We start from the raw sequence: 25,786 nt of genomic DNA on the forward strand, positions 1-25,786 counted from the left end.
TCTGGACGTGCTAAGCAAGCGCTGCGACTACCAGCCCTCTCGTACTCTGAAAAAGGCGCCTATGGCGCTTTTTTTGGTTTCAGAGTCCCTACTTTGATCGCCGGTCGCCTCCTAAGTATTTTGTAGGCGGTGACCACCGAGTAGAAAAATCCTCGTTCAGCTTCTTCTTGTGGCGACAAAATTGCGCACCCTCTGGCATTGCGTATGACCGTAAGTCGATGCCCATCACGCGTCTGATAACCCTCGCAATAAATCTGTGCACCTGCACTTAAAATTCCGGCAACAAATGCAGATACATCCTGAATGGTTTTGCAGCCAGACTTGGCCAGTTCATGACCGTGCCCCTGCCAAATGTGGTTGACTCCAAAACCGCTACTGAAGCCGAAATGCTTACCTACACGCAAATAAATTTCTCCGCCTGGCAAGGTCAGGTTGTAGTGGTCAACTGATCCCGGACACGACGTTAAGGTTTTTCTCGTACTGAGCGGGCGCCATTCCATCATTGAACTGGTGTGGCCGAATCCAGTTGTAACGATGCATCAGGTAATGACTGATATCCCGCTGAGCCTCTTGGACCGTCATGTAGCCCACGGTCGGTATCCACTCAGTTTTCAAGCTGCGGAACACACGCTCCATCGGCGAGTTGTCGTAGCAATTACCCCGGCGGCTCATGCTCTGGCGTATGCGGTATCGCCAAAGCCGCTGGCGAAACTGTCGGCTCCCGTATTGGACGCCCTGGTCGGAATGAAACAGCAGGCCCTGAGGCTTGCCGCGTTGCTCATAAGCCATGTCCAGCGCCTTGATCACCAAGTCCGTATCCGGTTTGTTCGAAAACGCCCAGCCCACCACCCGACGCGCGTAAAGATCCATAACCACCGCCAGGTAATGCCATTTTCCTTGCGCCCAGATGTAGGTGATGTCGCCACACCAGACCTGATTGGGCGCGGGTACATCGAACTCCCGATTCAAAATGTTCGGAATGTCAGGCCGCTCCACTGTTGCTTTTTTATAAGCATGCGAGCCTGGTTGCTTGCTGATTAATCCCAGCTCCCGCATCAAGCTACGCACCTTGAACCGACCGATTTGCTCGCCATCCGCCTGCATCATCGACACGATACTGCGGCTGCCGGCAGCGCCTCGACTTTGCCCGAACAGCTCATTGACTCGGCTAAGTAAACGAACCCGCTCGGCGTCTGGAGACCGACGCCGCAGGCAATGGTTGTAGTAGCACGAGCGAGGTACCTCGAACACTTCGCACAGCAATTCGATTGGCTCATGGACACTGAGCTGATCAATCAGCGCATGCGCTCGTGCTCTTCCGACATCAAGAGCGCGGTGGCCTTTTTTAAAATGGATTTCTCCCGCTCAAGACGGGCGATCCGGGCTTCGAGCTCCTGGATTTTTTGCTGCTCGGGCGTGAGGGCTTTGCTCTGTGGAGTGACACCGTTGCGCTCTTGTTGAAGCTGGTTGACCCAGCGACGCAGCGCAGATTCGACCACCCCAAGCGAGCGGGAGGCTTCGATATGGCTATAGCCTTGATCGAGCACGAGGCCTGCGGCCTCGCGTTTGAATTCAACGGAAAAGGTACGGCGTTGTTTGGTCATCAGACACCTCTATCTGGCGATATTCTCGCCTAAATGAGTGTCCGGAACCATTAGACCACTACAGGTTGCGGCTTTCGTACATAGAAATGTAACCGAAGCTCAACTCTCCTGAGGTCGGGTGAGGGATGCAATAATCTTTGTCTAGAGTGGAAAAGTCATAAGCTGTCGGCATATCCGCCGTGGCCAAAACAGTCTGCGTTACCTGGTAAGCCAAGTCAGGCTCGGTCGGCGGCGTTAATGCTGACAAAATCAAGTCGTCCGTAACAAGCAAGGCCCGAGTCGGGAAAGCGGCTATTTTCTCACAGCTTTAATCGTGTTAACGGCGAAGTTGCTATCAGTTATTTCAAGGAGGCGGAGGTCAGGGTCGAGCATGATTTGAGTAGCGATCAGGTCTGTTTTGATGCCTTGTGTCAGTTCCACTTGATGCACAGTGCCGGGACCAAAGCGTCATCGCCTTGGTCCCGGCCTTGTCGCGAAAGATTAGTGAGTGGCGTTCATATGTTGAATTGTTTCAAGCTGGCTCAGTCCGAGCGCGCCGTGAGCGTTGATCGCGTTCGAGAAGTCTGTGATCGCGATTTCGATAGTGCCTCTCAGTACCTTGATTGCATTATCGATTTCTCGCGATGCTTCAGGTCCAAATGTCACCTCGACCGCATGGCGGGATTCGGCCTCTTTAGCGCGAGCTTCCTCGGCGTTGCGCAAGGCCAAAGCGTGCTTGGCTTCTTCGACCTGACGCTGTGCAAGTTGTAACGCGGCCTCTATGGCCCGCTGCTGCGCTGCTTGTTCCTCCGCGAGTCGTCGAGCTGCCGCTTCAGCCTCGGCTCTTGCGCGCGCTGCTTCTTCGGCTTGGCGGTGTGCGGCTTCTTGGGCCATGCGCTCGTTATACTCGCGTTCCTGTTCTATTAGCCGAGCATGCAGCGATTCGAGATTGCCTTTGAGTTCGTTTAGAAAGCGGATGCTCTCCATATGAAAACGGGCGTCTCCCGTCATATAGTAAAAATCAGTGGGCACTCCGCTTGGCATACCCCGCATCTGTGCATTTAACTCAAGAGACGATTTATCCCAGGGGTCAGTGCCCCACAAAAAATACGAATTGTCGATGTGGTCCTGTCGCAAGGGCGCACGTTTGCTGGCAACCAGATGATTGATAGCGTGTATGTGTTTATCGGTTATATCGATGTAACGTGTTCCGTTCCAGTCGCCGACGTGAGCCGCAAGCTCGGCTTGCAGAAAGCCAGGTAATTGCTGGAGGTGATGATGTAATTCTTCCATGGATGATTTCCTTTTTTATAGTGTTAGAGCTGTTTGTGTATGGGGTTCTTACTCTTTGAAGCCCGGCTTACCATTTTTTGCTCGCCACTCTTTTATTTCTTTCATAACCCCTGCAGCGCTATCCTCCCGGCCTTCGGGTGGATAGCACAATAAATCTGATTTTTCTGGATGTTCAGTCACTTCTGTAATGTGGTCGATAAGGCTAATAACGTATTCTTCGGCATTTTCTTTGGTAGCGCTTACGCCGTTAAAAAGCTAGTTCAGGACTTCCATGAACTCAGCTTCGGTATAGTCTTCAAATTTTTCTTTCATAATCATTGTGGTCAATTTTTATCATGTTGCATACGTAGTTCTGGTGCCATAGGCCCCAGATTCCGATTCGCCATTTGTAATTTTGTTGCTGTGATCGATTTCGGATTTTATGTTTTGAATCCCGGCTTGCCATTTTTAGCTCGCCATTCTTTGATTGTTTTTAAAATACCCTCCGGGGTGTCCTCCTGACCTTCCTCGGGATAAAAGATTACGTCTGTTTGCGCTGGGTGCTCTGTCACCTTTACAAAGTGCTTAACTAAACGATCCATGTGCTTAACAAACTCATCACCATGAAGTTGAATGTGTTGAGAAGAGAGTCCCCTCAAAAATTCCAGGAATTCTTCTTCGGTATAATCTTCTAGCTTTTCTTTAAAGATCATTTTTTTGGCTCCTGTGATGATCAATATGTTGCCTTGGTGTCATAATAACTAAGTTGTCGATGTCATAAACCGCGCCGCCTTTTGAAATATAATTTTTATGATGGATTTCAAATCTCGTACGGCCTCCGGCTTGGTCGCTGAGTCTAGGGTGGGGCGCACCACCACCTCGCATTATTTCAAGGTTATTCTGAGTAAACTGTTTCCCTAGCTCGGGATCATCGGCTACGGCTATCCAGGTTGCTTTCCTCAGTGAAGCAAAATCACCAAATCGTCGTCCGCGCAGTTGATCTGCAATATGCGTCGGAATCGATGCGCCTTCTGCACGCGTTCTGTCTCCTAGCCAAACTCCAGTCACCGCTTCACCATACCCACTCGCAACCCCCGGGATCGACCTCGGGTCCTTGAACAGCAGGTAGCTATTCGGCAGCCCGGAATCAATCGGCGAGATGAGAATGTAATCATCAGGATCATCTCGATCAATCGCCGGGTAAGCTTCAAGCTCGGGTACAAAAGGTGTCACCACGTTGCCTGGATCTTTCGGCAACGCGGGTGGCCCTGCGGGTGAGCTTGTCGAACTGTCCGCCGGTTGTGCTATTGGCGTCCATATCAGTGCCGGTGTCGATTCCCCGTCTCGGATAAACTCGTAGGAATTGTTCAGTGCGTTATAGGTGAAAGTTCTTACGCGAACCTTGGTACCAACTTTCACACCATCCGCAGCTACCCAACGTGCAGCGCCGCTTGCGTCAGCTCCATCGGACGTCAGTCGATGAGGCACATCCAGCGTGCCTTTGACGCTGGCAAGGTATTGCAGATCGATATGCGGTGGCAGGTTGAGCTGCGACAGAGGGGTGGCGATCACAGCAGGCGGCAGTTCTGCGTCGCCCAACGGTTGTGGATACATCGCCAGCAAGGTAACCAGATTGCTGCCAAGCGTTCTGGTCGCGATCCTGATGAGCTGGTCTTTCGCGATGTTGGTCGCAACGGTCCTGATGCCCGGTGCTGCGGTGGTGGTTGACGCGGGGGCAATAACTGACCACAGCTTGTCGATGCCAGCGGCCTGTCGGGATGATGTCCGATCTGCATCCTGACTCGCCGTTTTATTGGCTAGCGACAATTCAGCATGACGCATGGACAGCGCTGCCGATTGTTCATTGAGTAGCGTGACCGAATCGGCAAGAAGCTTTGCTTGGTAGGTTTGAGATAAAGCGTTTACCCACGCTTCATGGGCCTGCTGCACACGTTGAGGATCGCCCTGGCTGTAGTGCACCAGATAGTTCAGGTGATCTTTTTGTGTGGCATGGTCAAGTTCTTGACCGGTCAGACTCAGAGCCTGAGTGCGACGCTCTTCCAGTAAAGGCTGTTTGGTTGCGAGTAAGTAGTTAACGCTGGTTTTTTTCTGAAGTATCAGCTCAAGAGCCTGCTTGTCGCCTGGGTAATCAACATTCAGGTCATGACCCGGCGCTATTTCTTTTTGAAGAGTATTCGGCAGCGATGCAGAAGCCAGTAAATAGTTTTGTGCAAATCCAGATTGTAACGACGGGTAGGCATTCGTCAGCGCTTCAAGAGCCAGTCGATGAGCCTGATCCTTTTCGGCCTGTGCACGTACTTGCGCTTCAATACGTTCTCGCTCGGCGGCTTCTGCCATTGCCTGGGCATGTGCCTCAGCCTGTAATCTTAGCTGGTGGGCTGCTTGTTCCGCTTCTTGCCGCCGAGCTAAAGCCTTGGCTTCCTTTTTTGCGCGGGCACGAACGAGCGCTGCCCTTCTGGCTCCTCTGTTTTTTGAGCCACCAAAACCACCGCTGCCGCCACCACCAGAGCCGTTCCAGGAGCCTTGGCCAAATCCATCCCGATTTCCGTCTGATCCTGTTTTGCCATCTTTTTTATCGTTGCCGTCAGTGACGAGTATGTTCTTTTCAGGCGGGTTATCGTTATCCATATTCTCGCTCATACAATTTCCTTTTGTTTGTATGGCGATAGGCTAACAAAGGCTTTTTTCTAACAGTCCATAATTATATATGGATGATGTGTTGTTTTATTGGGTTAGAGTGCTTGGTAAGTTCGTATTTTTGCTGTCTGAAATAAAGTCGCTGTGGTTGTTTGATGATGCTATCTTGGTAGTTTGTATATTTGCCCTGCTTGCCTTCTGATAAAGAAGGCGATACAAGCAGTGTGAGGATTTTTTCTTGGCGCGCACAAAGCGTCAGTCACGGACATCTTGAGCGCCGCATACTTGTAGGAGCTTGCTCACGAAGAGGTCGGTTTCAGGCAGTCTTGCCAACCAAAACCACCACCTTCCCCACAGCCCTGCGCTCACCCAACAAATCAATCGCCTCCCCAGCCTTTTCCAGCGGATAAACCGTCGACACCAGCGGCTTCAACTTCCCCTCTTCAAACCACGCAAACAGCTGCTTGAAGTTCGCCGCATTGTCCTGCGGTTGCCGCTGCGCAAACGAGCCCCAGAACACGCCGACCACCGATGCGCCCTTAAGCAGGGTCAGGTTGACGGGCAGGTCCGGGATGCGGCCGCTGGCGAAGCCGACGACCAGCAGGCGGCCGTTCCAGGCGATGGCGCGGATGGCTTGGTCAAAGAGGTCGCCGCCGACCGGGTCGTAGATGACGTCGGCACCGTTGCCGTTGGTGAGGCGTTTTACTTCGTCCTTGAGGCTGGCTTCGCTGTAGTTGATCAGTTCGTCTGCGCCTGCGTTTTTGGCGACTTCAAGTTTTTCCGCGCTGCTGGCGGCGGCGATGACGCGTGCGCCGAGGGCTTTACCAATTTCCACGGCGGCCAGGCCCACGCCGCCGGATGCGCCGAGCACCAGCAGGGTTTCGCCCGCTCGCAGGTTGGCGCGTTGTTTGAGCGCATGCATGGAGGTGCCGTAGGTCATGCTGAACGCCGCAGCGGTGGTGAAGTCCATGCTCGTCGGTATCGGCAGTACGTTGTAACCGGGTACAGCGACCTGCTCGGCAAAACTGCCCCAGCCGGTGAGGGCCATCACGCGGTCGCCGGGTTTGAGATGGGACACCTTTTCACCGACGGCCGCTATCACGCCGGCGGCCTCGCCACCCGGCGAGAAAGGGAAGGGTGGCTTGAACTGGTATTTGCCCTCAATGATCAACGTGTCGGGAAAGTTGACCCCGGCGGCGTGTACGTCGAGGAGGATTTCGTTCTTTTTGATCTCGGGGCCTGGCACGTCTTCAAGCACCAGCGTACTGGCCGAACCGAAGGCTTTGCATAACAGGGCTTTCATTAGGCTATTCCTTTTTCGGTAATGGCCGATAAAGTGAGTTAAGTGGGTTCTCGGGTCAACAAGCATGGCCCGGCCTGATAAGCACACATAAGCTGTAAGCTACGTGGCAAACCGTATTAAGGAGTGGACTGTGAAAGCGTGGATTCTGGTATTGCTGGCCTTGTCATTGCCTGTCATGGCGCAAGAGGAAGCCAAGGAAGAAGGCGGCCCGCCCAAAGCGGCCTATGTCTCGCTGACGCCACCGTTCGTGGGCAACTACGCGCTGGATGGCGGCCCCAAGCTGCGCGTCTACAAGGCTGACATCGCGTTGCGTGTAACGGGTGCCGATGCCGAGGCGGCGGTGAAGCGCAATGACGCCTTGATCCGTAATCAACTGGTGTCGCTGTTCACTCAGCAGACGGTTGATTCCATGAGCAGTGCTGAAGCGAAGGAAAACATTCGTCAGGAAGCGCTCAAGCAGGTGCAACGCGTCATGAACGATGAAGAAGGCAAGCCGATTGTCGAAGACTTGCTGTTCAATAACTTCATCGTTCAATAACGCTTGTCAGCGCAGTGCCAGGATCGCCGCCCACTGTTCGGCGGTGACGGGCATCACTGAAAGCCGACTGCCTTTTTGCACCAGAGGCAGTTGCTCCAGCTGGCTTTGTTGCTTCAGATAACCGAGCCCCAGCACGCTCTTGAAGATATCCACAAACTCGACGTCTATGGCACTCCACGGGTTTTTATCCGCGCTGGCCTTGGCGTCGTGATAGTGGCTGTCGGGGTCCAGCGCAGTGGGGTCCGGATAAGCGGCTTTGGCGATTTTGCCGATGCCGGCGATCCCCGGCTCCGGGCAACTGGAGTGGTAGAAAAAGAATTCGTCACCCTCTGCCATGGTTCTCAAGAAATTACGTGCCTGATAGTTGCGCACCCCGTCCCAGCGAGCGTTACCCCGTTTTTGCAGGTCAATTCGTCAGGCTCGGACTTCATCAGCCAATAGGCCATTGCTCTCTCTCCAGAGACAAAAGTTCACGGTATTACCGGCAGTTTGATCACAAACCGACAGTCGGCTTGCGCCACTATTTGCGTACTGGTTCACGTTACCGCAAAATGCCGCCCTTTAAAGCTCCACGCTGTTGCACGGCCTATACAAAAACCGATGCTGACATCGTATTGATTTGCCTAAGGAGGGCAGTCAATGAAACGCAAGCCTGATTTACTCTGGATTCTGGTTATTCTGTTTGGCTTGGGTGTCGTGACAACCGGTTATGCGCAAAGCTTGTGGACCAGCAAGGATGACGCTCCAGTCGAGATCACTCAACAACAGCAAAAAGTCCCCGGCAGGCATTAAGCCCTGCTTCTGCTCTGATCGTTGATTGCCCTGTTGGCTGAACGATCAGAGTATCTGTGTCAGATACCAGCCTTTATCAGATACCGTGCCTTGTAGCGGTACATCCCAACTGGCCTGCGCCAGTCGATCCACTTTCTGACATTCGTGAGCCAGCCCGAGCAGAACCGGTTTGCGCCAGGCCTTCCTGCGCGCCAGATACGCCAGGCTTCGGTCATAAAACCCTCCGCCCATGCCCAGGCGACCGCCTTCGTTATCGAACCCTACCAATGGCATAAGCACCAGATCGAGTGCCCACACATGGCGTTGTTTCGCACGGTTGATGAGAGGCTCGGGAATGCGGAAGCGATTGAGGATGAATTTCTCGCCTGGACGCACGCGCTGAAAAACCATGCGCGTGCGCGGCCATGCATTGAGCACTGGCAGGTAAGTGGCCTTGCCGCGTCGTTGTGCTTCACGCAGCAGCAGCCGCGGGTCGATCTCGCCATCCATCGGCAGGTACAGCGAAACATGCCGGGCACGTCGAAACAGAGGGTGCTGCGCCAATTGTCGGTAAACATCGCGGGCGGCTTCGCGTTGCTGGCTGCGAGTCAGCGCCCTGCGTGCCTTGCGTAGCTGGCGGCGCAGTTGCGGACGGGTGAGCGATTGGGCGCTGATCATGAGCAGAAGGTCATGCAGGCTGATCCGGGAAGGGAGTTGAAACCAGAGCAGGATCGTCGTTGCCAGACAGCAGGGCTGGCAACGAACTGAATGTGGACTCCCCGACGAACCGCTGTCGGTTTAGCCCTTGAACCCGAAAGTTCAAGGTGGAGATTGCAGGAGGTTTTAAGGCTTTCCGTCGAGCGGACATGCACACCAACCCCAACGTGCAACCCCCGTGGTTGTGCGTATCGGCTCAGGGACATGACCGACTGGCAAGCACTCCAGGGAGCAGCGCGAGTATACAGAAATGCCTCGCAATAATCAGCCCCGAGTTGAATCCGGTGTGCCGGGCGTGTCTGTGGCCAGCACCAGATCGACCTTGTCGAGCAGATCGCGGACCTGTTCGCGAGTCGAACCGCTGGTCTGTACGTCAGGCAAATGTTCTTTATGCAGCAGGTCGTGAGTAATGTTGAGCGCGGCCATCACGGCGATGCGATCGGCGCCGATGACTTTGCCGCTGCTGCGGATTTCACGCATCTTGCCGTCCAGATAACGGGCGGCACTGACCAGGTTGGTGCGCTCTTCCTGAGGGCAGATGATCGAGTATTCCTTGTCGAGGATCTGAACGGTAACGCTGTTGCCATTGCTCATGAGTCTTGCTCCAGGGCTTTGAGGCGCGAAATCATTGACTCGACCTTCTGCCGGGCGATTTCGTTTTTTTCAATGAGTTGGGCGCGTTCCTCGCGCCAGGTCTTTTCCTGAGCTAATAGGATTGCATTTTGGCCTTTAAGTTGCTCGGCATACTTCAGGAGCAGCTCCACACGTTTCATCAGCGCTTGCAGGTCGGTGTCTTCCATTGTTTTCCACTGAATACTTTCTGATGAATGGCAGGGGAGGCGATGCTTGTGCTCAAGCTCGAACCGCCGTCCGGGTGATCTTGTCGCGCGGATAGTCTAGGATACAAGGCCTTCATTCTAGACATTGCGCCGTTTGGCGACTAGCTACCCATGCCCATTCAGAATTCTCCGTACAAAGCGTTCGCCACTCTGCTTAACAGTGGCGGTCACCAGGTATCCCCTGCCGAGCTGCATGGCCTGCTGCTGGGGCGTAGTTGCGCGGGTGCTGGTTTCGACAACGAAGGCTGGTTCGCGGACGCGTCGGTCCTGCTGGAAACCGAGCCGCAAGACAATATCCGCCAGGCGCTTATCGGCTTGCAAGAGATGGTCAAGGGCGAACTCACTGGTGACGACATGACCGTCGTGCTGTTGCTGCCGGGCGACGATGAGCCGCTGACCGAGCGTGCTGCCGCGCTGGGTCAATGGTGTCAGGGGTTTCTGGCAGGCTTCGGTCTGGCCATTGGCGACAAGACGCTCGGCACTGAAGCCAAGGATGTTCTTGAGGATCTGGCGGCCATTGCCCAAGTGCAGGATGCACTGGACGAGTCCGAAGACGGCGAGACCGACTATATGGAAGTCATGGAATACATGCGCGTAGCGCCATTGTTGCTCTTCACCGAATTCAATGAGCCTGCTGCGCCGCAACCCAAGCCTTCTCTGCACTGATTGCCCGTCACTGCGACACCGCCGCGCTGACGACAGTGCGGCCCGGTAGACTCCATCAGGACTCCTGCTGCCCATGATTCAGATCCCGAAGTCCGAATACGCCCGCCGCCGCAAGGCTCTGATGGCTCAGATGGAGCCGGACAGCATTGCCATCCTGCCTGCTGCGGCGGTTGCCATTCGCAATCGTGATGTCGAGCATGTCTACCGGCAGGACAGTGACTTTCAGTACCTGAGCGGCTTTCCCGAGCCGGAAGCGGTGGTGGTGCTGATTCCCGGGCGCGAATATGGCGAGTACGTTTTGTTCTGCCGTGAACGCAACCCCGAGCGCGAATTGTGGGAAGGTCTGCGCGCCGGACAGGAAGGCGCGATCCGCGATTTCGGTGCGGACGATGCATTCCCGATCAACGACATCGACGAAATTCTGCCGGGCCTCATCGAGGGCCGTGACCGGGTGTATTCGGCGATGGGCAGCAACCCTGAATTCGACCGGCATCTGATGGACTGGATCAACGTGATCCGCTCCAAGGCGCACCTCGGTGCCCAGCCGCCCAAGGAATTTGTCGCGCTGGATCATCTGTTGCACGACATGCGCCTGTACAAATCGGCGGCGGAAATCAAAGTCATGCGCAGCGCGGCGGACATCTCTGCGCGTGCCCATGTGCGAGCAATGCAGGCCTGTCGCGCAGGACTGCACGAGTTCAGCCTGGAAGCCGAGCTGGATTACGAATTTCGCAAGGGCGGTTCGAAGATGCCGGCCTACGGCTCAATCGTCGCCTCGGGGCGTAACGGTTGCATCCTGCATTACCAGCAGAACGATGCGGTTCTCAAGGATGGCGATTTGGTGCTGATCGATGCGGGCTGCGAAATCGACTGCTATGCCAGTGACATCACCCGGACGTTTCCGGTGAGCGGCAAGTTTTCTCCCGAGCAAAAAGCGATCTACGAGCTGGTGCTCAAGTCTCAGTATGCGGCTTTCGAGGCCATCGGCCCCGACAAGCACTGGAACCAGGCGCACGAAGCGACGGTCAAGGTGATTACCGCAGGGCTGGTCGAGCTGGGTTTGCTGCGAGGCGACGTCGATCAGTTGATCGAGAGCGAGGCCTACAAGATGTTTTACATGCACCGTGCCGGGCATTGGCTGGGCATGGATGTACACGACGTCGGCGAATACAAGGTAGGCGGCGAGTGGCGTGTACTGGAGGTCGGCATGACGCTGACTGTTGAACCCGGGATCTACATATCCCCCGACAATCTGGACGTCGCGAAGAAATGGCGAGGTATTGGTGTGCGAATCGAAGACGACGTGGTTGTAACCAGGCAGGGCTGTGAAATTCTGTCCGGTGGCGTGCCCAAGACCGTCGCCGAGATCGAGGCGCTTATGGCGGCTGCAAAGGCACAGGTCGCATGAGCCGCTTTAATATCGCCATCGTCGGCGGCGGATTGGTGGGTGCAAGTCTCGCGCTTTCACTGCAGGCCGGTGCCGGGGCACGTGGCTGGAAGATCGTGCTCATCGAACCCTTTGCGCCGGGTGAGGCCTGGCAGCCCAGCTACGATGCGCGCTCTTCGGCGCTGTCGTTCGGCTCGCGACGCATCTATGAGCGGCTTGGCCTCTGGCAGCAGATATCCCGCCGCGCCGAGCCGATTCTGCAAATTCAGGTCTCGGACCGTGGCCGTTTCGGCGCGACCCGTTTGTCTGCGATCGAAGAGGGTGTTCCGGCGCTCGGCTACGTGGTCGAGAATGCCTGGCTCGGTCAGGCACTGTGGGCGGCGCTGGATCGGGATGTTGTCAGTTGGCGTGTGCCGGCCGAGGTCAGGCACATGCAGCCGCTGGCCGATGGTTATCGCCTGAGCCTCAGTGACGAAACCGAACTGGATTGTGATCTGGCCGTGCTGGCCGATGGCGGTCGCTCCAGCCTGCGCGAGCAGCTGGGTATTGGAGTGCGGCAACGGCCCTACGACCAGCATGCGCTGATTGCCAATATCACGCCGAGCGAAGCTCACTGCGGGCAGGCGTTCGAACGTTTTACCGAGGACGGGCCGATGGCGCTGCTGCCATTGCCGGAAAACCGCTGTGCGCTGGTCTGGACGCGTCCGGGCAACGATACCCAGCGCCTGGCCGAGCTGGACGACCGCAGTTTTCTGGCAGAGCTGCAGGGCGTGTTTGGCTATCGTCTGGGCACGCTGCGTCAGGTCGGTGCACGGCATGTCTACCCCCTGGCGCTGATCGAGGCCGAAGAGCAGGTGCGTTCGCATCTGGTGATTCTGGGTAATGCGGCGCACAGCCTGCATCCGGTTGCCGGGCAGGGGTTCAATCTGTCCTTGCGTGACGCCGATGCACTGGCCGAGACGCTGCTGGACAGCGCCGCGCCGCCCGGTGAGTTGTCTACTCTGCAGCTCTACCGTGAGCGTCAGCGTCATGATCAGCAATTGACCGTGGGCTTCTCCGACAAGGTGACACGCCTGTTTGGCAGCTCCCGGTCGGCGGTTGCCACCGGGCGTAACGTCGGGTTGCTTGGCCTCGATCTGTTGCCAGCCGCCAAGCGCTGGTTTGCCCGTCAGGCGATGGGCCTGGGGACTCGATCCGATGTGTGAATCACACACTTTAAACACACGGCTGCGGCCGCAAGCGAGAACGGTGTGACCATGGAAACGCGCGCAGATGTGCTGATTGTCGGAGCCGGAATGGTCGGCAGTGCCCTTGCTCTGGCGTTGCAGGGCAGCGGTCTTGATGTGCTGGTGGTCGACGGTGGGCCGCTGAGCGTCAAACCCTTTGACCAACACTCGGCTTTCGAGCCACGAGTCAGTGCCTTGTCGACAGCCAGTCAGCGAATTCTTCAGCGGCTGGGCGTATGGGAAGGCATCGCGGCCCGTCGCATCAGCCCGTACGCGCACATGCAGGTCTGGGATGGCAGCGGCACCGGGCAGATTCACTTCTCTGCCTCCAGCGTGCACGCTGATGTGCTGGGCCATATCGTCGAGAACCGCGTGGTGCAGGATGCGTTGCTCGATCGCCTGCATGAAAGCGACATCGGCTTGCTGGCCAATGCGCGGCTGGAGCAGATGCGCCACTCCGGAGATGACTGGCTGCTGACCCTGGCCGACGGTCGCCAGTTGCGCGCACCGCTGGTGGTTGCCGCCGATGGTGCCAATTCGGCGGTGCGCCGCCTGACCGAAACGCCGACCCGTGAGTGGGATTACCTGCATCACGCTATCGTCACCAGTGTGCGCACCGCTGATTCCCACAGGAAAACTGCCTGGCAGCGTTTTACCGACGACGGTCCCTTGGCTTTTCTGCCACTGGAGCGCGAGGGCGAGCACTGGTGCTCTATTGTCTGGTCAGTCACACCGGCTGAAGCCGAGCGCCTGATGGTGCTGGAAGATGACCTGTTCTGTCGTGAACTGGAACAGGCATTCGAGGGGCGTCTGGGTCAGGTAGTGTCTGCCGATGAGCGCGTTTGTGTGCCACTGCGTCAGCGTCACGCCAAGCGTTACGTTGCCAGGGGGTTGGCGCTGATTGGCGATGCGGCACATACCATTCACCCGCTGGCCGGGCAGGGCGTGAACCTGGGCTTTCTCGACGCAGCCGTGCTGGCGCAAGTCCTGACCCACGCTGTCGGGCGTGGCGAACGCTGGTCTGACCTGCGCGTGCTGGGCCGCTACGAGCGTCGTCGCATGCCGCACAACCTGGCATTGATGGCCGCAATGGAAGGCTTCGAACGGCTGTTTCAGGCCAACCAATTGCCACTGCGCTGGTTGCGTAATACCGGTTTGAAAATGGTCAACCGGATGCCCGAAGCCAAGGCACTGTTCGTGCGCGAAGCGTTGGGGTTGTCGGGAGATTTGCCTGAGCTGGCGCGGCTTGAGCCCGCCACTACTCTATAGGGTCGGACGCGGAGCGTCGCACGATAGTTGAAGATCGTTCCTCATGCTCCAGCGTAGGAATGCCTTGCGTGTGCGCCGCGCCGCTTAATCAAGAGAGGACGCAGAGCGTCCAGAACGGCATGCGACGCGGAGCGTCGCACGATAGTCAGATTATCGTTCCTTATGCTCAGCGCACCAATCCGTTGCGATACTGCCCTGGTGTCAGTCCGGTCCAGCGTTTAAAGGCGCGGCTCAGGCTGGTAGTGTCGGTAAAGCCCAGCAGGTAGGCGATTTCGCTCAGCGAGCTTTGCGGGTCGTTCATGTGCAGCAATGCCAGGTTCTGGCGGCATTGATTGAGCAGCAGGTCGTAACAGCAGCCCTCGTCGGCCAGATGACGTTGCAAACTGCGCGTGCTTAGGTGCAGGGCTTCGGCGATGGTTCTGACGGTGGGTTCGCCATCCGGCAGAAGGGTTTCGATGGCCGAGCGCACGCGCTGCTCCCAGATCAGCGAAGGTAACGGATCGCCCCTGGATTCCTGCCCGTTTACCTGTACCGGGCCGTCATCCAGGTGGCTGTCGAACTGATCACCGCCAAATTCCAGCAAGTTCTCCTGCGCCGCGAACATCACCGGCGAGCGGAACAGATCCTGCCAGGGCTGCGGATTATCAGGTGCGGGACGTTGCAGATGCACCGCCAGCGGCGCGTAGCCCCTGCCTAACCGGTTGCGGCAGGTGCGCACATAAATGGCGGCGAATGCATCCAGCAACTCATGAGCGGGTAGCTGACACGATTTCGGCGTGCCGAAGCGGAATTCATAGCGCTCGCCCACCGTTCTGAAGTCCAGCTCCAGAGAGTCCTCAGCCATTGAGCGGTAACGTACGATGCGTTCGAAAACCTCGCGCAGTGAACCGCTGGCCACCAGCGTATAGCCCAGCGCGTGGAACGACGTGGGGCTGACAAAGCGCGAGACACGCAAACCCAGGGTTGGATCGAGGCAGGCCTGTACCGCTCGCTGCCAGAGGTCGGCGGTGATGTCTGAGGGAAACTGTGCGCCGGGATCACCCAGCATACTCGGGTCTATGCCAGCGCTCTGGCACAACGCGTTGCTATCCACGCCCAAGGCATCGAGCTGCTTGCGCAATGCAGGGGTCCAGCTGGCGAGACTGCTTGGCTCAGGCATGTGGACGCCTCTCCCTGACATGAGGTGATTCAGCGTCGGGCTGTGCCGACATGGTTTCGCGGGGCATTTCCGTTGCCTGACGCCGTGACCAAGAATGAAAGCTTTTGTGACAGTTGTACAAGTCTTTAGACACGTTTCTTGCCATCGGGCGGCAATCGTCACGTGTCAGGGGCGTCGGGCAGCGCTGAATAGGTCAAAGCGGCCTATGAATACGCTTCGACCAAGCAGTTGTCGTATAACAAAAAAACCGAGCCTTTTTCAGTAAACCTCCGCGGGCCCTTTTCCTGAGGAAGCCGAGCGTTGATGTCATTTGACACTGGCATGGCAAATGACTATAAATGCGCCATGTTGTACGACAACCTAAGACTTGCAGAAAATTACAACCACAAAAATAATTCAAAGAGTAACAAGTCCATGACCAGTCTGATTTCTCAGGCAATAAAAAAGTTTATATCCCCCGTTTTTTCGACTTTTTCGCACGATTGTCGGCGAATTACCTCGATAACCCTGCCTGAAACGCCCGTAATCTGAAGTTACATAAAACCAGCCGCCTCACGGTCATGGCCGCGGGACGCTCATCGCCAATCTAAAAATAAACAGGGTGAAGAGATGAAAATAAAAGGCATTCGGTGGTGGATGGTGGGGCTGGTAACAGCTGGCCTGGTCGTCAACTACCTTGCACGCAACACGCTGTCCGTCGCAGCGCCGACGCTCATGAGCGAACTGAGTATTTCCACCGAGCAGTACGCGCACATCGTCGTCGCCTGGCAGCTGTGCTACGCCATCATGCAGCCGGTGGCGGGCTACATTATCGACGCCATCGGCACCAAAATGGGTTTTGCGATTTTTGCCATTGCCTGGTCGGCTGCCTGCGCTGCCGCAGCGTTCGCAACCGGCTGGCAGAGCCTGGCCATCTTCCGTGGCATGCTCGGGCTGACCGAAGCAGCGGGCCTGCCGGCAGGCGTCAAGGCCACGACCGAATGGTTTCCGGCCAAGGAGCGTTCGGTTGCCATCGGCTGGTTCAACATTGGCTCGTCGTTCGGCGCATTGCTTGCGCCCCCGCTGGTGGTCTGGGCCATCCTGCAAAGTGGCTGGGAGCTGGCGTTTCTGATTGTCGGTGGTCTGGGTATCGTGTGGAGCGGGCTATGGCTGCTGTTGTACAAGCACCCGCGTGACCAGAAGCGTCTGGGCGATGCTGAGCGTGACTATATTCTCAGCGGCCAGGAATCGCGCCTCAAGGATGCACCTGCCCAGAAAGGCAGTTGGAAGCGCCTGTTCAAGAACCGCAATTTCTACGCTATCGCTTCGGCGCGCATCCTGTCCGAGCCTGCTTGGCAAACCTTCAACGCGTGGATCCCGCTGTACCTGATGACCGAACGCCACATGAACATCAAGGAAGTCGCGATGTTCGCCTGGCTGCCGTTTCTGGCGGCTGACATCGGCTGTGTACTGGGCGGCTATCTGAGCCCGCTGTTTCACAAATACTGCAAGGTGTCGCTGTTCACATCTCGCAAGATGGTCATGCTGTTCGGCTGCTCATGCATGATCGGCCCGGCCTGTATCGGGCTGGTCGAAAGCCCTTACACCGCTATCGCATTGCTGTGCATCGGTGGTTTCGCGCACCAGACTCTATCGGGCGCACTGTACTCGATCACCTCCGATTCGTTCGGCACAAACGAGGTGGCCACAGCGACCGGGATGGGCGGAATGTTCGGCTTTTTCGGGGCGGCGGCGTTCACCATGGTGTTCGGCGTGCTGGTCACCAAAATCGGCTACAGCCCGCTGTTCGTGGTGCTGGCGATTTTCGATATCGTCGCCGCCATTGTGGTGTGGACCGTCGCCCGCGAAGTGCCGCAGAACGACGAGGCCGTGGCGCTGAGCGTTGACGAATCGGGTTCTCGAACTGTTCCCGCAACGTGAGGCCGTCGTAATCCTGTAACGAAGTGCGGATATTCTCTGCTCTGAAAGTGATTTTTTATTAGAGGCCGTTCCTCGAAGGCAGGGGACGGCTTCTTTTTTTGCCTGATAGCTGATATTCGTTTTAGGAATTAATAAATAGCTTCTTATTCCTTGGCGAATATAACTTCAATCCCTATACTCGTCTCATGAACGCATACATGCAGGAGGCGAATCCATGCATAACGAGTCGATCCGGTATCTGATCGTGCCAGGCTGGCAAGGGTCTCCTGATGATCATTGGCAGACCCACTGGCAAAACAGCCTGCCCAACAGCACGCGCGTGGAACAGGCCGACTGGCTCAAACCACGCCGTGAGGATTGGGTGGGCGAGTTGCAACGCACGATTGCAGCGCACAGCACGCCGGTGATCCTGATCGCTCACAGCCTGGGTTGCGTGACAGTCGCGCATTGGGCACAACTTGCACCGCTGGAGACTCTGCGTCAGGTGCAAGGTGCGTTGCTGGTAGCACCTGCCGACGTCGAACGTCCGAATTGCCCGCCTGCATTGCGTAATTTCGCGCCGATCCCTAATGATCTGTTGCCGTTTCCGACACAAATTGTCAGTTCTGACAACGACCCTGCGGTCAGCTCTCAGCGCGCTATGGAAATGGCCCGTCACTGGGGGGCGGAAGTCGGGTTTTTGAGTCAGGCCGGGCATATCAACGTCAAGTCCGGTCATCAGCGCTGGGAGCAGGGGTTTGCCTACCTGTACCGGCTGCAAAACCGTCTGGAGCAGCATGCGCGTCGTCGCGCATGAGCGGCAGCTTGTTTATCGACCCAACGGGTCCTGTCTTTTAAACGCTTGAGCCGTCGCAAGGGCTCAGGCGGGAGTGTGTCATGAGCCTTCACGAAAATTTCGGTCAGCCGCTGCTGACTTTCCCCGATGCAGAAAAAAGCCCGCTGAGCATTCGCGCCAAGGCGCTGGTATTCATCGACCCGCGCTCGCGCCGTTTACGCGAAGAAATGGAGCAGCTGGCGCCTCGTTCGCTGCCGGTCTTGATCCGTGGCGAGTCCGGGACCGGCAAGGAATTACTGGCGCGGCATATTCATCGCGGCAGTGATCGCTCGGGCTTGTTCGTTTCAGTCAACTGCGGTGCCATCAGCCCGACTTACGCCGATGCGGAGTTGTTCGGTTATGCCGCCGGAGCGCACAGCGGTTCGGTCAGCAGTCGGGCCGGCTGGTTTGGCTCGGCCAACGGCGGCACTTTGTATCTGGATGAAATCGGCGACCTGCCGCTGCCGATTCAGGTCAAGTTGCTCGCCGCCCTGGAAAACCACGAAGTCACGCGAGTGGGCGCGCACCAGCCGAGCCCGGTCGATGTGCGTCTGGTCGCAGCCACCAGTATCGATCTGGCGCAGGCCGTGGCTGCCGGCAAATTCCACGAGCGGCTTTATCACTACCTCAGCGAGGGCCGCCTCGATCTGCCGGCGTTGCGCGAGCAGCCGGGCAACATCCTGCCGCTGGCCGAATATTTTGTCGGGATCTACAGCCAGCGTCTGAATCTGCCGGTGCAACTGATCAGCGAGGATGCGCAGCGCACGCTGGAGGCTCACAGCTGGCCCGGTAATACCCGTGAACTGGAGAACGTCATTCACTTTGCCTTGCTGGTCAGCAGCGGTGATGAAATTCGGGCTGAAGATATCAATCTGCCGAACATCGCCGATCCGTTCACGCTGATCGAGCGCCAGACGCAGCTATTGCTCGATGGTGGTGATCGCAGGCAGCTGTCCGCGCTCAGGCAACTGCTTGAAACAGTCACCTCAGAGCTGGCGCGGCGTCCTGCTTGAGCGCGCCCCAGCACGGTCCTGATGAGGTAGAGTAGATGCTGATGCAAAAAAGCATAAGCACTCGATTAAAAAGTATTTTATCGGAATATAAAACACCGGTAATGTCATCGTGATGTCGCAGGGTTCGGATAGCTGTGACAAACCATTGAATAATAAGGTGTCATTTCTGGATGACGCTCTCGGATTTTCGTTAAGGACATTGCATGAAAAAGACGTTTTTGCTGACCGCTCTGGCGGCTGTGTTCTCCATTGGCCTGGCTCACGCAGGTGAAAAGCTGGTCGTCGGCGCGACGCCAGTACCGCACGCGGAAATCCTTGAGCTGATCAAGCCGACCCTGGCCAAAGAAGGCGTGGACCTGGAAATCAAGGTCTTCACTGACTACGTGCAGCCAAACGTTCAATTGAGCGAAAAGCGCCTGGATGCCAACTATTTTCAAACCAAGCCTTATCTGGATGGCTTCAATAAGGGTAAAGGCACCAATCTTGTGACTGGCGTGGGCGTACATGTCGAACCGTTTGGCGGCTACTCGAAAAAGTACAAGAGCGTGAAAGATCTGCCTGAAGGCGCAACCATTGCCATTCCAAACGAAGGCAGCAACGCCGGGCGTGCGTTGATCCTGCTGGACAAGAACGGCCTGATCACCCTAAAGGATCCGAAAAACGCACTGTCCACGCCGAAAGACATCGCCAGCAACCCGAAGAATTTCAAGTTCCGCGAACTGGAGTCGGCTGTACTGCCACGCGCCTTGAGCCAGGTTGACCTCGCGCTGATCAACACCAACTACGCGCTGGAAGCCAAGCTCAATCCGAAGAAAGACGCGCTGATAATCGAAGGTTCGGATTCGCCGTACGTGAACTTCCTCGTGACCCGCGAAGACAACGCTCACACCGACGCCATCGAAAAACTATCGAAAGCGTTGACCAGCCAGGAAGTCAAAGACTTCATCAACAAGAAGTACGACGGCGCGGTACTGCCTGCGTTCTGACCCACTGAGTGTCGTGCGTAATCCAACTATCGTGCGACGCTCCGCGTCGCATGCCGTTCTGGACGCTCTGCGTCCTCTTTCGAGCATGTGGCGCGGCACAGATCTGTGACGCAGTCACGCAAGGCACTCCGACGCTGGAGCGTACCGAACGATAATCTCGTCTATCGTGCGTCGCTCCGCATCGCCTCACAATTCCCCGCCATAAACTCCCCCGAAAACGCTTTCTCGACAAAACGTGTCGAGTCCGGCAGCGAGCCATTCACCGCTCCCGAGTGATCCAGCTGCGGGTAGTAATGCCACTCGATACGGTCGCCAGCCTTACACGCGTCTTTCACCAGCGCGATCTGGCTGCGAACAGGTGAAATGACATCCTTGCCTCCCGTACCGATAAAAACCGGAATGTCCGACTTTAGCGTCGGGTAGTCCGAATGACGATTGACCTGATCAAGCGCCTTATCGGGTGAGCGTTTGAAACTGTTGTTGAATGTCAGTCCATCCGCGACCACCTTGCGCTCGATGGCTTGCAGGCATTCACGCTGGCTGGTTTCGAACGCGGGCTTCGCGCGGTCGCTCAGGTAGTCGGCAGGATGCAGCGACGGGTCGATCAGTGCGGCAGTACTCAGTCGCAACAGGTTATAGGCCAGCGACGGCGTGACCTGATCGCGGAAGGTGTCTGGTCCGGCATGTCTCTCACGCGATTGAGCCATCGGATACGGCGTCCCGGTCGCGACTACACCGACAATGTTCAATTCGGGCGCATAAGTCTTCTGGTAGACGGCCGTTGCGAAAGCGGCACGGCCACCTTGCGACTGGCCAAACACAACGACCCGCGAAGACAGATTGAAGTCCGCTTTCTGAACCGCCCGAATGCTGTCGAGAACGCCATACGCCAGCGGACTGCTCAGCCCGAACGGGTGCAGCCCCGGCGTGCCCAAACCCTGGTAATCAGTAGCCACAATCGCGTAGCCCCGCCCTAGCCATTCATTCAGATAGCGCGTGTCGCGATCACTGCGCCCGGCAAAGGAAGGCGCACAGATGTCCGCGATACCGACCGTGCCATGTGCCCACGCCATCAGCGGCCATCCGCCCTTTGGCGGCGGGCCCTTGGGCATGAACAAGGCTCCTGACACTGCGACTGGCTGGTTGTTGAGCCCGTCTGTTGAGGTGTACAGGATGCGAACATTCTGTCCGGCATTCTCAAGGCTCTGCGTAGCCGTCAGCGGTTCCGAGCGCAGCAGTTGGCCCGGTGTCGACGGCACTTTATCCGGCCATGTGTAAAATGCGGGGACACCACCTTCGCCCGGGTCTGACTGGGCAGCGGCGACGGTTTTCATGGAAGAGCCTGGCACTGCGCTGCAAGCTGCGAGCAGGACCATCAACAGGGTGGCCAGAACGGCCAAATACCTTGGCGATGAGTTCATCGGTATTTCTCCACAAGCTGACAGGAGAGAGCGCATCAGCATCGATGTATCAAGCCGATTATGACCTGAGCGATGATAACTGACGCACGCGCTGCCAGTACTGAACGGAGTTCTTCATGCGCAAGGATTACCTCGCTTTCTTCATCTCGCTTTTCCTGTCCAGGCTGGCGGATCAGATCCTGTTGTTCATAGTGCCGCTGGTGGTGTTCCAGACCACCAACAGCGCTTCATGGGCCGGGCTGGCGTTTTTCGTCGAATCGTTACCGAGGTTTCTAGCGTTTCCGTTATGCGGCGCGCTGTGCGACAAGTATTCGCCTATCAGAATTCTGCATATCAGCCAGGTCTACCGGGCATTGCTCTGCGTGCTGGCGATGGTGCTCTACGCTCTCTTTGGTGGCATTGGGTGGCTCGTGGTGCTGTCGGCATTGTGCGGGGTGCTGACCACGCAAGGCATCATGGCGCGCGAAGTGCTCATGCCGCATATCTTTCAGCACTACAGCTACACCAAAACGTTGTCCTATTCCCAGATCGCCGACCAGTCAGGGCTGGTCCTCGGGCCGCTGGTGGCGGCACTGATGCTTGAAGTGTGGGCCTGGCACTGGGTAGTGCTCTGGATCGCCGGACTATTCCTGCTGGCAGACCTCTGCATGTTGGCGTGGCAACGTCTTGGCCGTTTTAAGCTGGAAGTGTTCGAGCAGCATCAAGACATCTGGCTGCAGCCCTTGCGGATTGCGTTCGGGCATATCCGTGGCCTGGCCGAGTTGAAAAAGATCATCACGCTGGCAGTAGGGGTCAACCTGATCGTCGGTGTCACGCTGGCGACCTCGGCAGCCATGGTCATCGGCGAGTACAGCGCAGGCAAGGATAACTACGCAGGGCTGCAGGCGGCGGGGGCAGTGACCACTATCGTGATCCTGTTCTTCCTGGCCCGTGTGGTGCTGCCTTTGCGGGTGCTGTGCGGTGTCGGGTATTCAATGATCGCGATCGGGGCATTTATCAGCGCCCTGAGCCCGAACCTGATGGGCTATGCGCTGGGTTTTCTGTTGATCGTCGGCTTCGACAAGATGTTCAACGTCTACATGCGCACCCTCCGGCAGCGGGTGATACCGCCCCAGGACTTCGGCAAGACGGTGGGCGTGATCACGCTGCTTAATAACATGTCCCAGCCCTTGGCAGGTTTGCTTGTGGCTTTGCTGGCCGCACCCTTGGGCACCCGGCAGGTCATCCTGATGCTGGCCGTGCTGACTTCCCTTCTCGGGGCAGGTGCGATGTGGTGGTTTGCAAAAGCGCGCGGCCCGTTCTCTGCCTCGATTGTTGAGGCGAATCGGGAGGCCGGGAAATGAAAATGGGGCTGAATCCGTTTCGCTGAATCTGGATGGAGTCAGGGCTTTTGAGCAAAAGCATTGTGCTTGTCCACGATGCAACGCCAAGAGCGCGGTGAAGAATTGATTTCATTGCTGTAGTCAAAGATCGGGAAATCCCCAATCCTGAAGGGGGGAGAGCTGAGACAGAAATGTTAGGTGCTCGATGGTTTTTACTTTTTGCAGGTTTTTCAGTTCCATCTGTCCGCCGAGTGCCAAGGCAGGGACGAAGCCGTACATCTCGTCGGATTTGAGCGGTCCGAGACTTTTCAACGCTGGTTTGAACAAGTCATCCAAATCGTTGTACTCGGCAATCATTGATGAAAAGAATGCCCTAACCCCGAAGTTTAGTTTTTCACCAGTAAATATTGAAGTGCGACCTGAGTATCGCGATATATATGAATTCAGCGTCAAGCAATAGCCGCTGTTTTCTCCCCAAACGTAAAGGATGCCGAATGCACTACGTGCTATTACACGATAGTTATCTCGCTGATGCAGCGGTGTTGTGGCTAGCCAACGATTAAGTAGTTGGTCATAGTCTTGGGGGTTTACGCTCCAAAAAAGTCCGCTAGCATAGCCGCACCAGCCATATAAAGACCAATATTGAAGCAGTTGCTCCGGAAGTTTGTTTTTGTACTTTGCGATGCTTGCCTCTGGAACTGCATGATGTTCAATTGCAGGGCCGAATTTTTCTAGAAAGAAAGCAAAATCTTCGTCCATCATGCAGTCCGAACTGACAGCGTCATAAAGAAATTAAGCTTCTGATTTCCGAATTTAGACATCAGGAAATCCCCAGTCCTGTAGTGGCGAGAGCTGAGACAGAAACGTTAGGTGTTCGGTGGTTTTCACCTTTTGTAAATTTTTTAGTTCCACAGGACCGCCGAGCGCGAGGGCAGGTACGAAACCGTACATTTCGTCCGATTGGAGCTGCCCGAGATTTTTTAGTGCTGGTTCAAAAAAACTATCTAAGTCGTTGTGCTCGAGCTGCATCGACGAGAAAAATACTCTGATGCCGAAATCCTTTTCTCCATCCGCAAATATCGAATTGTTAGTAGAGTAACGTGACATATAGCTGGTTATCGATAAACTGTCTGCGCTTTTCTCGCCCCATAGATACAGCTCTCCAAACGCGCTACGAGCAATAACGTGGTAGTTATCATTTTTGAAGGCTTCTTTACCTACAAGCCAATCGGTGAGCAGATCCTCATAATCCTGCGGATTTACAGTCCAAAATAGGCCTTTAGCGTATCCGCACCAGCCAAAATCCTCCCAGTATTTAAGTAGTTGTTCAGGGAGCCTTTTTTTATATCGCTCAATGCTAGACGGTGGAACTGCTTGCTGTTCAATTGCTGGTCCGAATTTTTTCAGGAAAAAAGCATAATCTTCATCCATTACTAGCCTCCTATTTGCATCTTTCAAGTTTAGCATTGATTTTTGTGGCGTTACGTAATTCGTTAGGGACTAAGTTGGCTGCTCTATCTAGCTCCCCGATGCGACTGGGCCATTGCGGTCCTATACTTGAGTTAATACGTCGATCACCAAGATCATTAATGACATCTTTGCCTCCGGCGATAATGTCAGGATTGTGCAACGCGGCTAGTGTCGTCATTTTTTCTAATACTTCTTTCTTGGCAGTCGCCTCTGCTACCTCTGGGCTCATACCGCCTAATCTTAGCTCGCGGAAAATGTTCAATTCCATTTTTCGACCGAGTAGTTTACGCGCATCCGCTGCCACTTTCGGATCCCTCAACGCTTCCCCGCTCTTAAACGCCTCCCGCCCCTTTAAATACTCATCCACCGTCAAATCATTCAACCCCTTCTCCTGGCCCGCCAGTTGACGATCGAACTCAGGGATTCGGTCGAGGTGCTTATCGCTCACGTTAAAGCATGGCACCTTGTGCTCAGGCATGCCCGACGGTCTTTTCGGATCGGGCTCGTCCGCACGTCGATTGGGCGGTGGCGGTGGCGTTTCCTGTTTGTCCAGTGCACTTTTACGAGGGCCGGCGTTTTGCAGGTCGGGGTGTCTTGTCAGGGCGTCTTCGTGCTGGAGCAGCCATTGGCCCAGCTTCGCACCTTTTTTACTGGCTTGCATTTCATTGGCAAGCACGCTTGCGTTGCCTCGGCCGCGCGTCAGGTAGGCGACGATGGCGCCCAGTAGGAGTATCACAACTTCTTCATGGCCTTGGGCGATGCGGTGCGCTGCACGGCTTACAACCTGCGGATCGTCGCCGCCGAAGGGGTTGAGGCCAGGCTCGCCACGGGTGCCTTGCCAGGCGATGGCGATGCCACGCGTGTAGTTGTCGACAATACGAGGAAGGCCGTCGACGAAGAATTCGGCAATGGATGCCAAGCCGAGAATGCCAAGGATCCAGATGCTGAGTTCCAGGCCGATTGCGGCACCCGCCATGCCCATGGGCACCGCGCCTGCACCAAAGAAAAAGCTGCCGACTCCCGCACCTATTGCGCCACCGGCGAGCGTACTGCCCGCGACGATCATAGCCATTTGGCTAACCACGTCTATCAGGTCGTTGATGATGCTGGAGATGTCGATATCTGCGAAACGCCGCCCAAGCCGACGGGCCGCTTCCAATTCGCCGCGGTTGAACGCGCTTCTGATATTGCCGACGCGTCTGAGGTTGAGCTGTAGTGTTGAAACCGGCTCATTGTTGAGGCTGCGCTGGAAGCTGGCTCCAGGCTGGTAGCCCATGCTTCGGCTAAAGCGTCGTTCTATATCGAGCCACGACGGCACAATGCTCCATAGCGGCATTCGGTGTCTCCCTGACTGCCCCGGCTGGTAGATGCACCATAGAGAAGGCCGATAATGAAGTCAAAGTGGCCAGAGGTTTTCTGATTGGTCCTACACGTTGGAGCGCAAAGTCCCGC

At 56.2% G+C, this 25,786-nt stretch carries 25 protein-coding genes, 1 other RNA gene and 2 pseudogenes; 11 read left to right on the forward strand and 17 right to left on the reverse strand.

Annotation, left to right across the window (positions count from 1 at the left end):
- Nucleotides 1-59: 59 nt before the first annotated feature.
- From LJU29_RS01200 to LJU29_RS01230, 7 genes and pseudogenes are all read right to left on the reverse strand, one after another.
- Complete coding sequence (locus tag LJU29_RS01200; protein ID WP_257111542.1) at nt 60-404, reverse strand: hypothetical protein; 345 nt, start codon at nt 402-404, stop codon at nt 60-62.
- Nucleotides 405-441: 37 nt separating this feature from the next.
- Nucleotides 442-1,604, reverse strand: a protein-coding gene (locus LJU29_RS01205) for an IS3 family transposase (RefSeq protein WP_122320854.1) whose coding sequence is annotated in 2 segments (ribosomal slippage) — nt 442-1,349 and nt 1,349-1,604 — 1,164 coding nt in all. Because the reading frame shifts where the segments join, the coding sequence is not laid out codon by codon here.
- A gap of 480 nt (nt 1,605-2,084) precedes the next feature.
- On the reverse strand, nt 2,085-2,876 hold the full coding sequence (locus LJU29_RS01210; protein WP_057422883.1) for a hypothetical protein: 792 nt from the start codon (nt 2,874-2,876) through the stop codon (nt 2,085-2,087).
- 48 nt (nt 2,877-2,924) lie between these two features.
- Nucleotides 2,925-3,213 (reverse strand): annotated as a pseudogene (locus LJU29_RS01215) (bacteriocin immunity protein).
- An 82-nt stretch (nt 3,214-3,295) separates the two neighbouring features.
- Entirely contained in the window at nt 3,296-3,568 is a 273-nt protein-coding gene (locus tag LJU29_RS01220; RefSeq protein ID WP_057422881.1) for a bacteriocin immunity protein, read from the reverse strand.
- On the reverse strand, nt 3,558-5,213 hold the full coding sequence (locus tag LJU29_RS01225) for an S-type pyocin domain-containing protein (RefSeq protein ID WP_057422879.1): 1,656 nt from the start codon (nt 5,211-5,213) through the stop codon (nt 3,558-3,560). Before LJU29_RS01225 ends, LJU29_RS01220 begins: the two co-directional genes overlap by 11 nt.
- 616 nt (nt 5,214-5,829) lie before the next feature.
- Nucleotides 5,830-6,816, reverse strand: coding sequence for an NADPH:quinone oxidoreductase family protein (locus LJU29_RS01230; protein WP_057423797.1), 987 nt, complete (start codon nt 6,814-6,816; stop codon nt 5,830-5,832).
- Nucleotides 6,817-6,946: 130 nt separating this feature from the next.
- Here LJU29_RS01230 and LJU29_RS01235 point away from each other — a divergent pair, with 130 nt between their 5' ends.
- Nucleotides 6,947-7,354, forward strand: a complete 408-nt coding sequence (locus tag LJU29_RS01235) for a flagellar basal body-associated protein FliL (protein WP_002551568.1) — start codon at nt 6,947-6,949, stop codon at nt 7,352-7,354.
- Nucleotides 7,355-7,360: 6 nt separating this feature from the next.
- On the opposite strand, the pseudogene LJU29_RS01240 reads toward LJU29_RS01235, so the two are convergent.
- Nucleotides 7,361-7,800, reverse strand: a pseudogene (locus tag LJU29_RS01240) (EVE domain-containing protein).
- A gap of 193 nt (nt 7,801-7,993) precedes the next feature.
- Between LJU29_RS01240 and LJU29_RS01245 the strand changes: the two are divergent.
- Nucleotides 7,994-8,146: a hypothetical protein gene (locus tag LJU29_RS01245; RefSeq protein ID WP_004655149.1), complete on the forward strand. Its 153-nt coding sequence runs from the start codon at nt 7,994-7,996 to the stop codon at nt 8,144-8,146.
- Between the two features lie 45 nt (nt 8,147-8,191).
- On the opposite strand, the gene LJU29_RS01250 is transcribed toward LJU29_RS01245, so the two are convergent.
- The 4 genes from LJU29_RS01250 to LJU29_RS01265 form a co-directional block, all read right to left on the reverse strand.
- Nucleotides 8,192-8,803, reverse strand: coding sequence for a 5-formyltetrahydrofolate cyclo-ligase (locus LJU29_RS01250; RefSeq protein ID WP_257111543.1), 612 nt, complete (start codon nt 8,801-8,803; stop codon nt 8,192-8,194).
- 94 nt (nt 8,804-8,897) lie between these two features.
- Nucleotides 8,898-9,076: non-coding RNA, 6S RNA (gene ssrS, locus LJU29_RS01255), on the reverse strand.
- A gap of 30 nt (nt 9,077-9,106) precedes the next feature.
- Complete coding sequence (locus tag LJU29_RS01260) at nt 9,107-9,436, reverse strand: cell division protein ZapA (RefSeq protein WP_003317331.1); 330 nt, start codon at nt 9,434-9,436, stop codon at nt 9,107-9,109.
- Complete coding sequence (locus LJU29_RS01265) at nt 9,433-9,642, reverse strand: TIGR02449 family protein (protein ID WP_004655143.1); 210 nt, start codon at nt 9,640-9,642, stop codon at nt 9,433-9,435. Before LJU29_RS01265 ends, LJU29_RS01260 begins: the two co-directional genes overlap by 4 nt.
- Nucleotides 9,643-9,792: 150 nt before the next feature.
- Between LJU29_RS01265 and LJU29_RS01270 the strand changes: the two genes are divergently transcribed.
- The 4 genes from LJU29_RS01270 (at nt 9,793) to LJU29_RS01285 (ending at nt 14,229) form a co-directional block, all read left to right on the forward strand.
- Nucleotides 9,793-10,347, forward strand: a complete 555-nt coding sequence (locus LJU29_RS01270) for a YecA/YgfB family protein (RefSeq protein WP_004655142.1) — start codon at nt 9,793-9,795, stop codon at nt 10,345-10,347.
- Between the two features lie 73 nt (nt 10,348-10,420).
- Entirely contained in the window at nt 10,421-11,755 is a 1,335-nt protein-coding gene (gene pepP / locus LJU29_RS01275) for a Xaa-Pro aminopeptidase (protein WP_004655140.1), read from the forward strand.
- A complete protein-coding gene (gene ubiH / locus LJU29_RS01280) occupies nt 11,752-12,939 on the forward strand; it encodes a 2-octaprenyl-6-methoxyphenyl hydroxylase (RefSeq protein WP_057423796.1) in 1,188 nt (395 codons plus the stop codon). The genes pepP and ubiH overlap by 4 nt, the downstream gene beginning before the upstream one ends.
- Nucleotides 12,940-12,990: 51 nt before the next feature.
- Nucleotides 12,991-14,229 carry a 2-octaprenyl-3-methyl-6-methoxy-1,4-benzoquinol hydroxylase gene (locus LJU29_RS01285; protein WP_057452831.1) on the forward strand — a complete coding sequence of 413 codons (1,239 nt, stop codon included), beginning with the start codon at nt 12,991-12,993 and terminating at the stop codon, nt 14,227-14,229.
- Nucleotides 14,230-14,395: 166 nt separating this feature from the next.
- On the opposite strand, the gene LJU29_RS01290 is transcribed toward LJU29_RS01285, so the two are convergent.
- Complete coding sequence (locus LJU29_RS01290; protein WP_005734808.1) at nt 14,396-15,388, reverse strand: AraC family transcriptional regulator; 993 nt, start codon at nt 15,386-15,388, stop codon at nt 14,396-14,398.
- 609 nt (nt 15,389-15,997) lie between these two features.
- Here LJU29_RS01290 and LJU29_RS01295 point away from each other — a divergent pair.
- The 4 genes from LJU29_RS01295 to LJU29_RS01310 all read left to right on the forward strand — a co-directional run bounded on the left by LJU29_RS01295 (nt 15,998) and on the right by LJU29_RS01310 (nt 20,121).
- The gene (locus tag LJU29_RS01295) at nt 15,998-17,308 is read left to right on the forward strand and encodes an MFS transporter (protein WP_495629057.1); all 1,311 of its coding nucleotides are present in this window, start codon (nt 15,998-16,000) and stop codon (nt 17,306-17,308) included.
- 214 nt (nt 17,309-17,522) lie between these two features.
- Nucleotides 17,523-18,104 (forward strand): alpha/beta hydrolase, encoded by a 582-nt coding sequence (locus tag LJU29_RS01300; protein WP_005734806.1) that lies wholly within the window; start codon nt 17,523-17,525, stop codon nt 18,102-18,104.
- A gap of 80 nt (nt 18,105-18,184) precedes the next feature.
- Nucleotides 18,185-19,135 (forward strand): sigma 54-interacting transcriptional regulator, encoded by a 951-nt coding sequence (locus tag LJU29_RS01305; RefSeq protein ID WP_005752412.1) that lies wholly within the window; start codon nt 18,185-18,187, stop codon nt 19,133-19,135.
- 203 nt (nt 19,136-19,338) lie between these two features.
- Entirely contained in the window at nt 19,339-20,121 is a 783-nt protein-coding gene (locus LJU29_RS01310) for a MetQ/NlpA family ABC transporter substrate-binding protein (protein WP_044310685.1), read from the forward strand.
- Between the two features lie 161 nt (nt 20,122-20,282).
- Here LJU29_RS01310 and LJU29_RS01315 read toward each other — a convergent pair whose 3' ends face one another.
- Entirely contained in the window at nt 20,283-21,542 is a 1,260-nt protein-coding gene (locus LJU29_RS01315; protein WP_257111544.1) for a lipase family protein, read from the reverse strand.
- 116 nt (nt 21,543-21,658) lie between these two features.
- Here LJU29_RS01315 and LJU29_RS01320 point away from each other — a divergent pair, with 116 nt between their 5' ends.
- Nucleotides 21,659-22,885, forward strand: coding sequence for an MFS transporter (locus tag LJU29_RS01320; RefSeq protein ID WP_005752417.1), 1,227 nt, complete (start codon nt 21,659-21,661; stop codon nt 22,883-22,885).
- 120 nt (nt 22,886-23,005) lie between these two features.
- Here the strand turns inward: LJU29_RS01320 and LJU29_RS01325 are convergent, their stop codons facing one another.
- Genes LJU29_RS01325 through LJU29_RS01335 form a run of 3 tightly spaced genes read right to left on the reverse strand, consistent with a single transcriptional unit; the run spans nt 23,006 to nt 25,670 of the window.
- Nucleotides 23,006-23,623 (reverse strand): GAD-like domain-containing protein, encoded by a 618-nt coding sequence (locus LJU29_RS01325; RefSeq protein ID WP_004666522.1) that lies wholly within the window; start codon nt 23,621-23,623, stop codon nt 23,006-23,008.
- A 54-nt stretch (nt 23,624-23,677) separates the two neighbouring features.
- Entirely contained in the window at nt 23,678-24,295 is a 618-nt protein-coding gene (locus LJU29_RS01330) for a GAD-like domain-containing protein (RefSeq protein ID WP_005752421.1), read from the reverse strand.
- A gap of 10 nt (nt 24,296-24,305) precedes the next feature.
- Nucleotides 24,306-25,670 carry a DUF6861 domain-containing protein gene (locus LJU29_RS01335; protein ID WP_257111545.1) on the reverse strand — a complete coding sequence of 455 codons (1,365 nt, stop codon included), beginning with the start codon at nt 25,668-25,670 and terminating at the stop codon, nt 24,306-24,308.
- Nucleotides 25,671-25,786: the final 116 nt, after the last annotated feature.

Origin of the sequence: Pseudomonas ficuserectae (assembly GCF_024584585.1) — a bacterium.
Classification (GTDB): Bacteria; Pseudomonadota; Gammaproteobacteria; order Pseudomonadales; family Pseudomonadaceae; genus Aquipseudomonas; species Aquipseudomonas amygdali.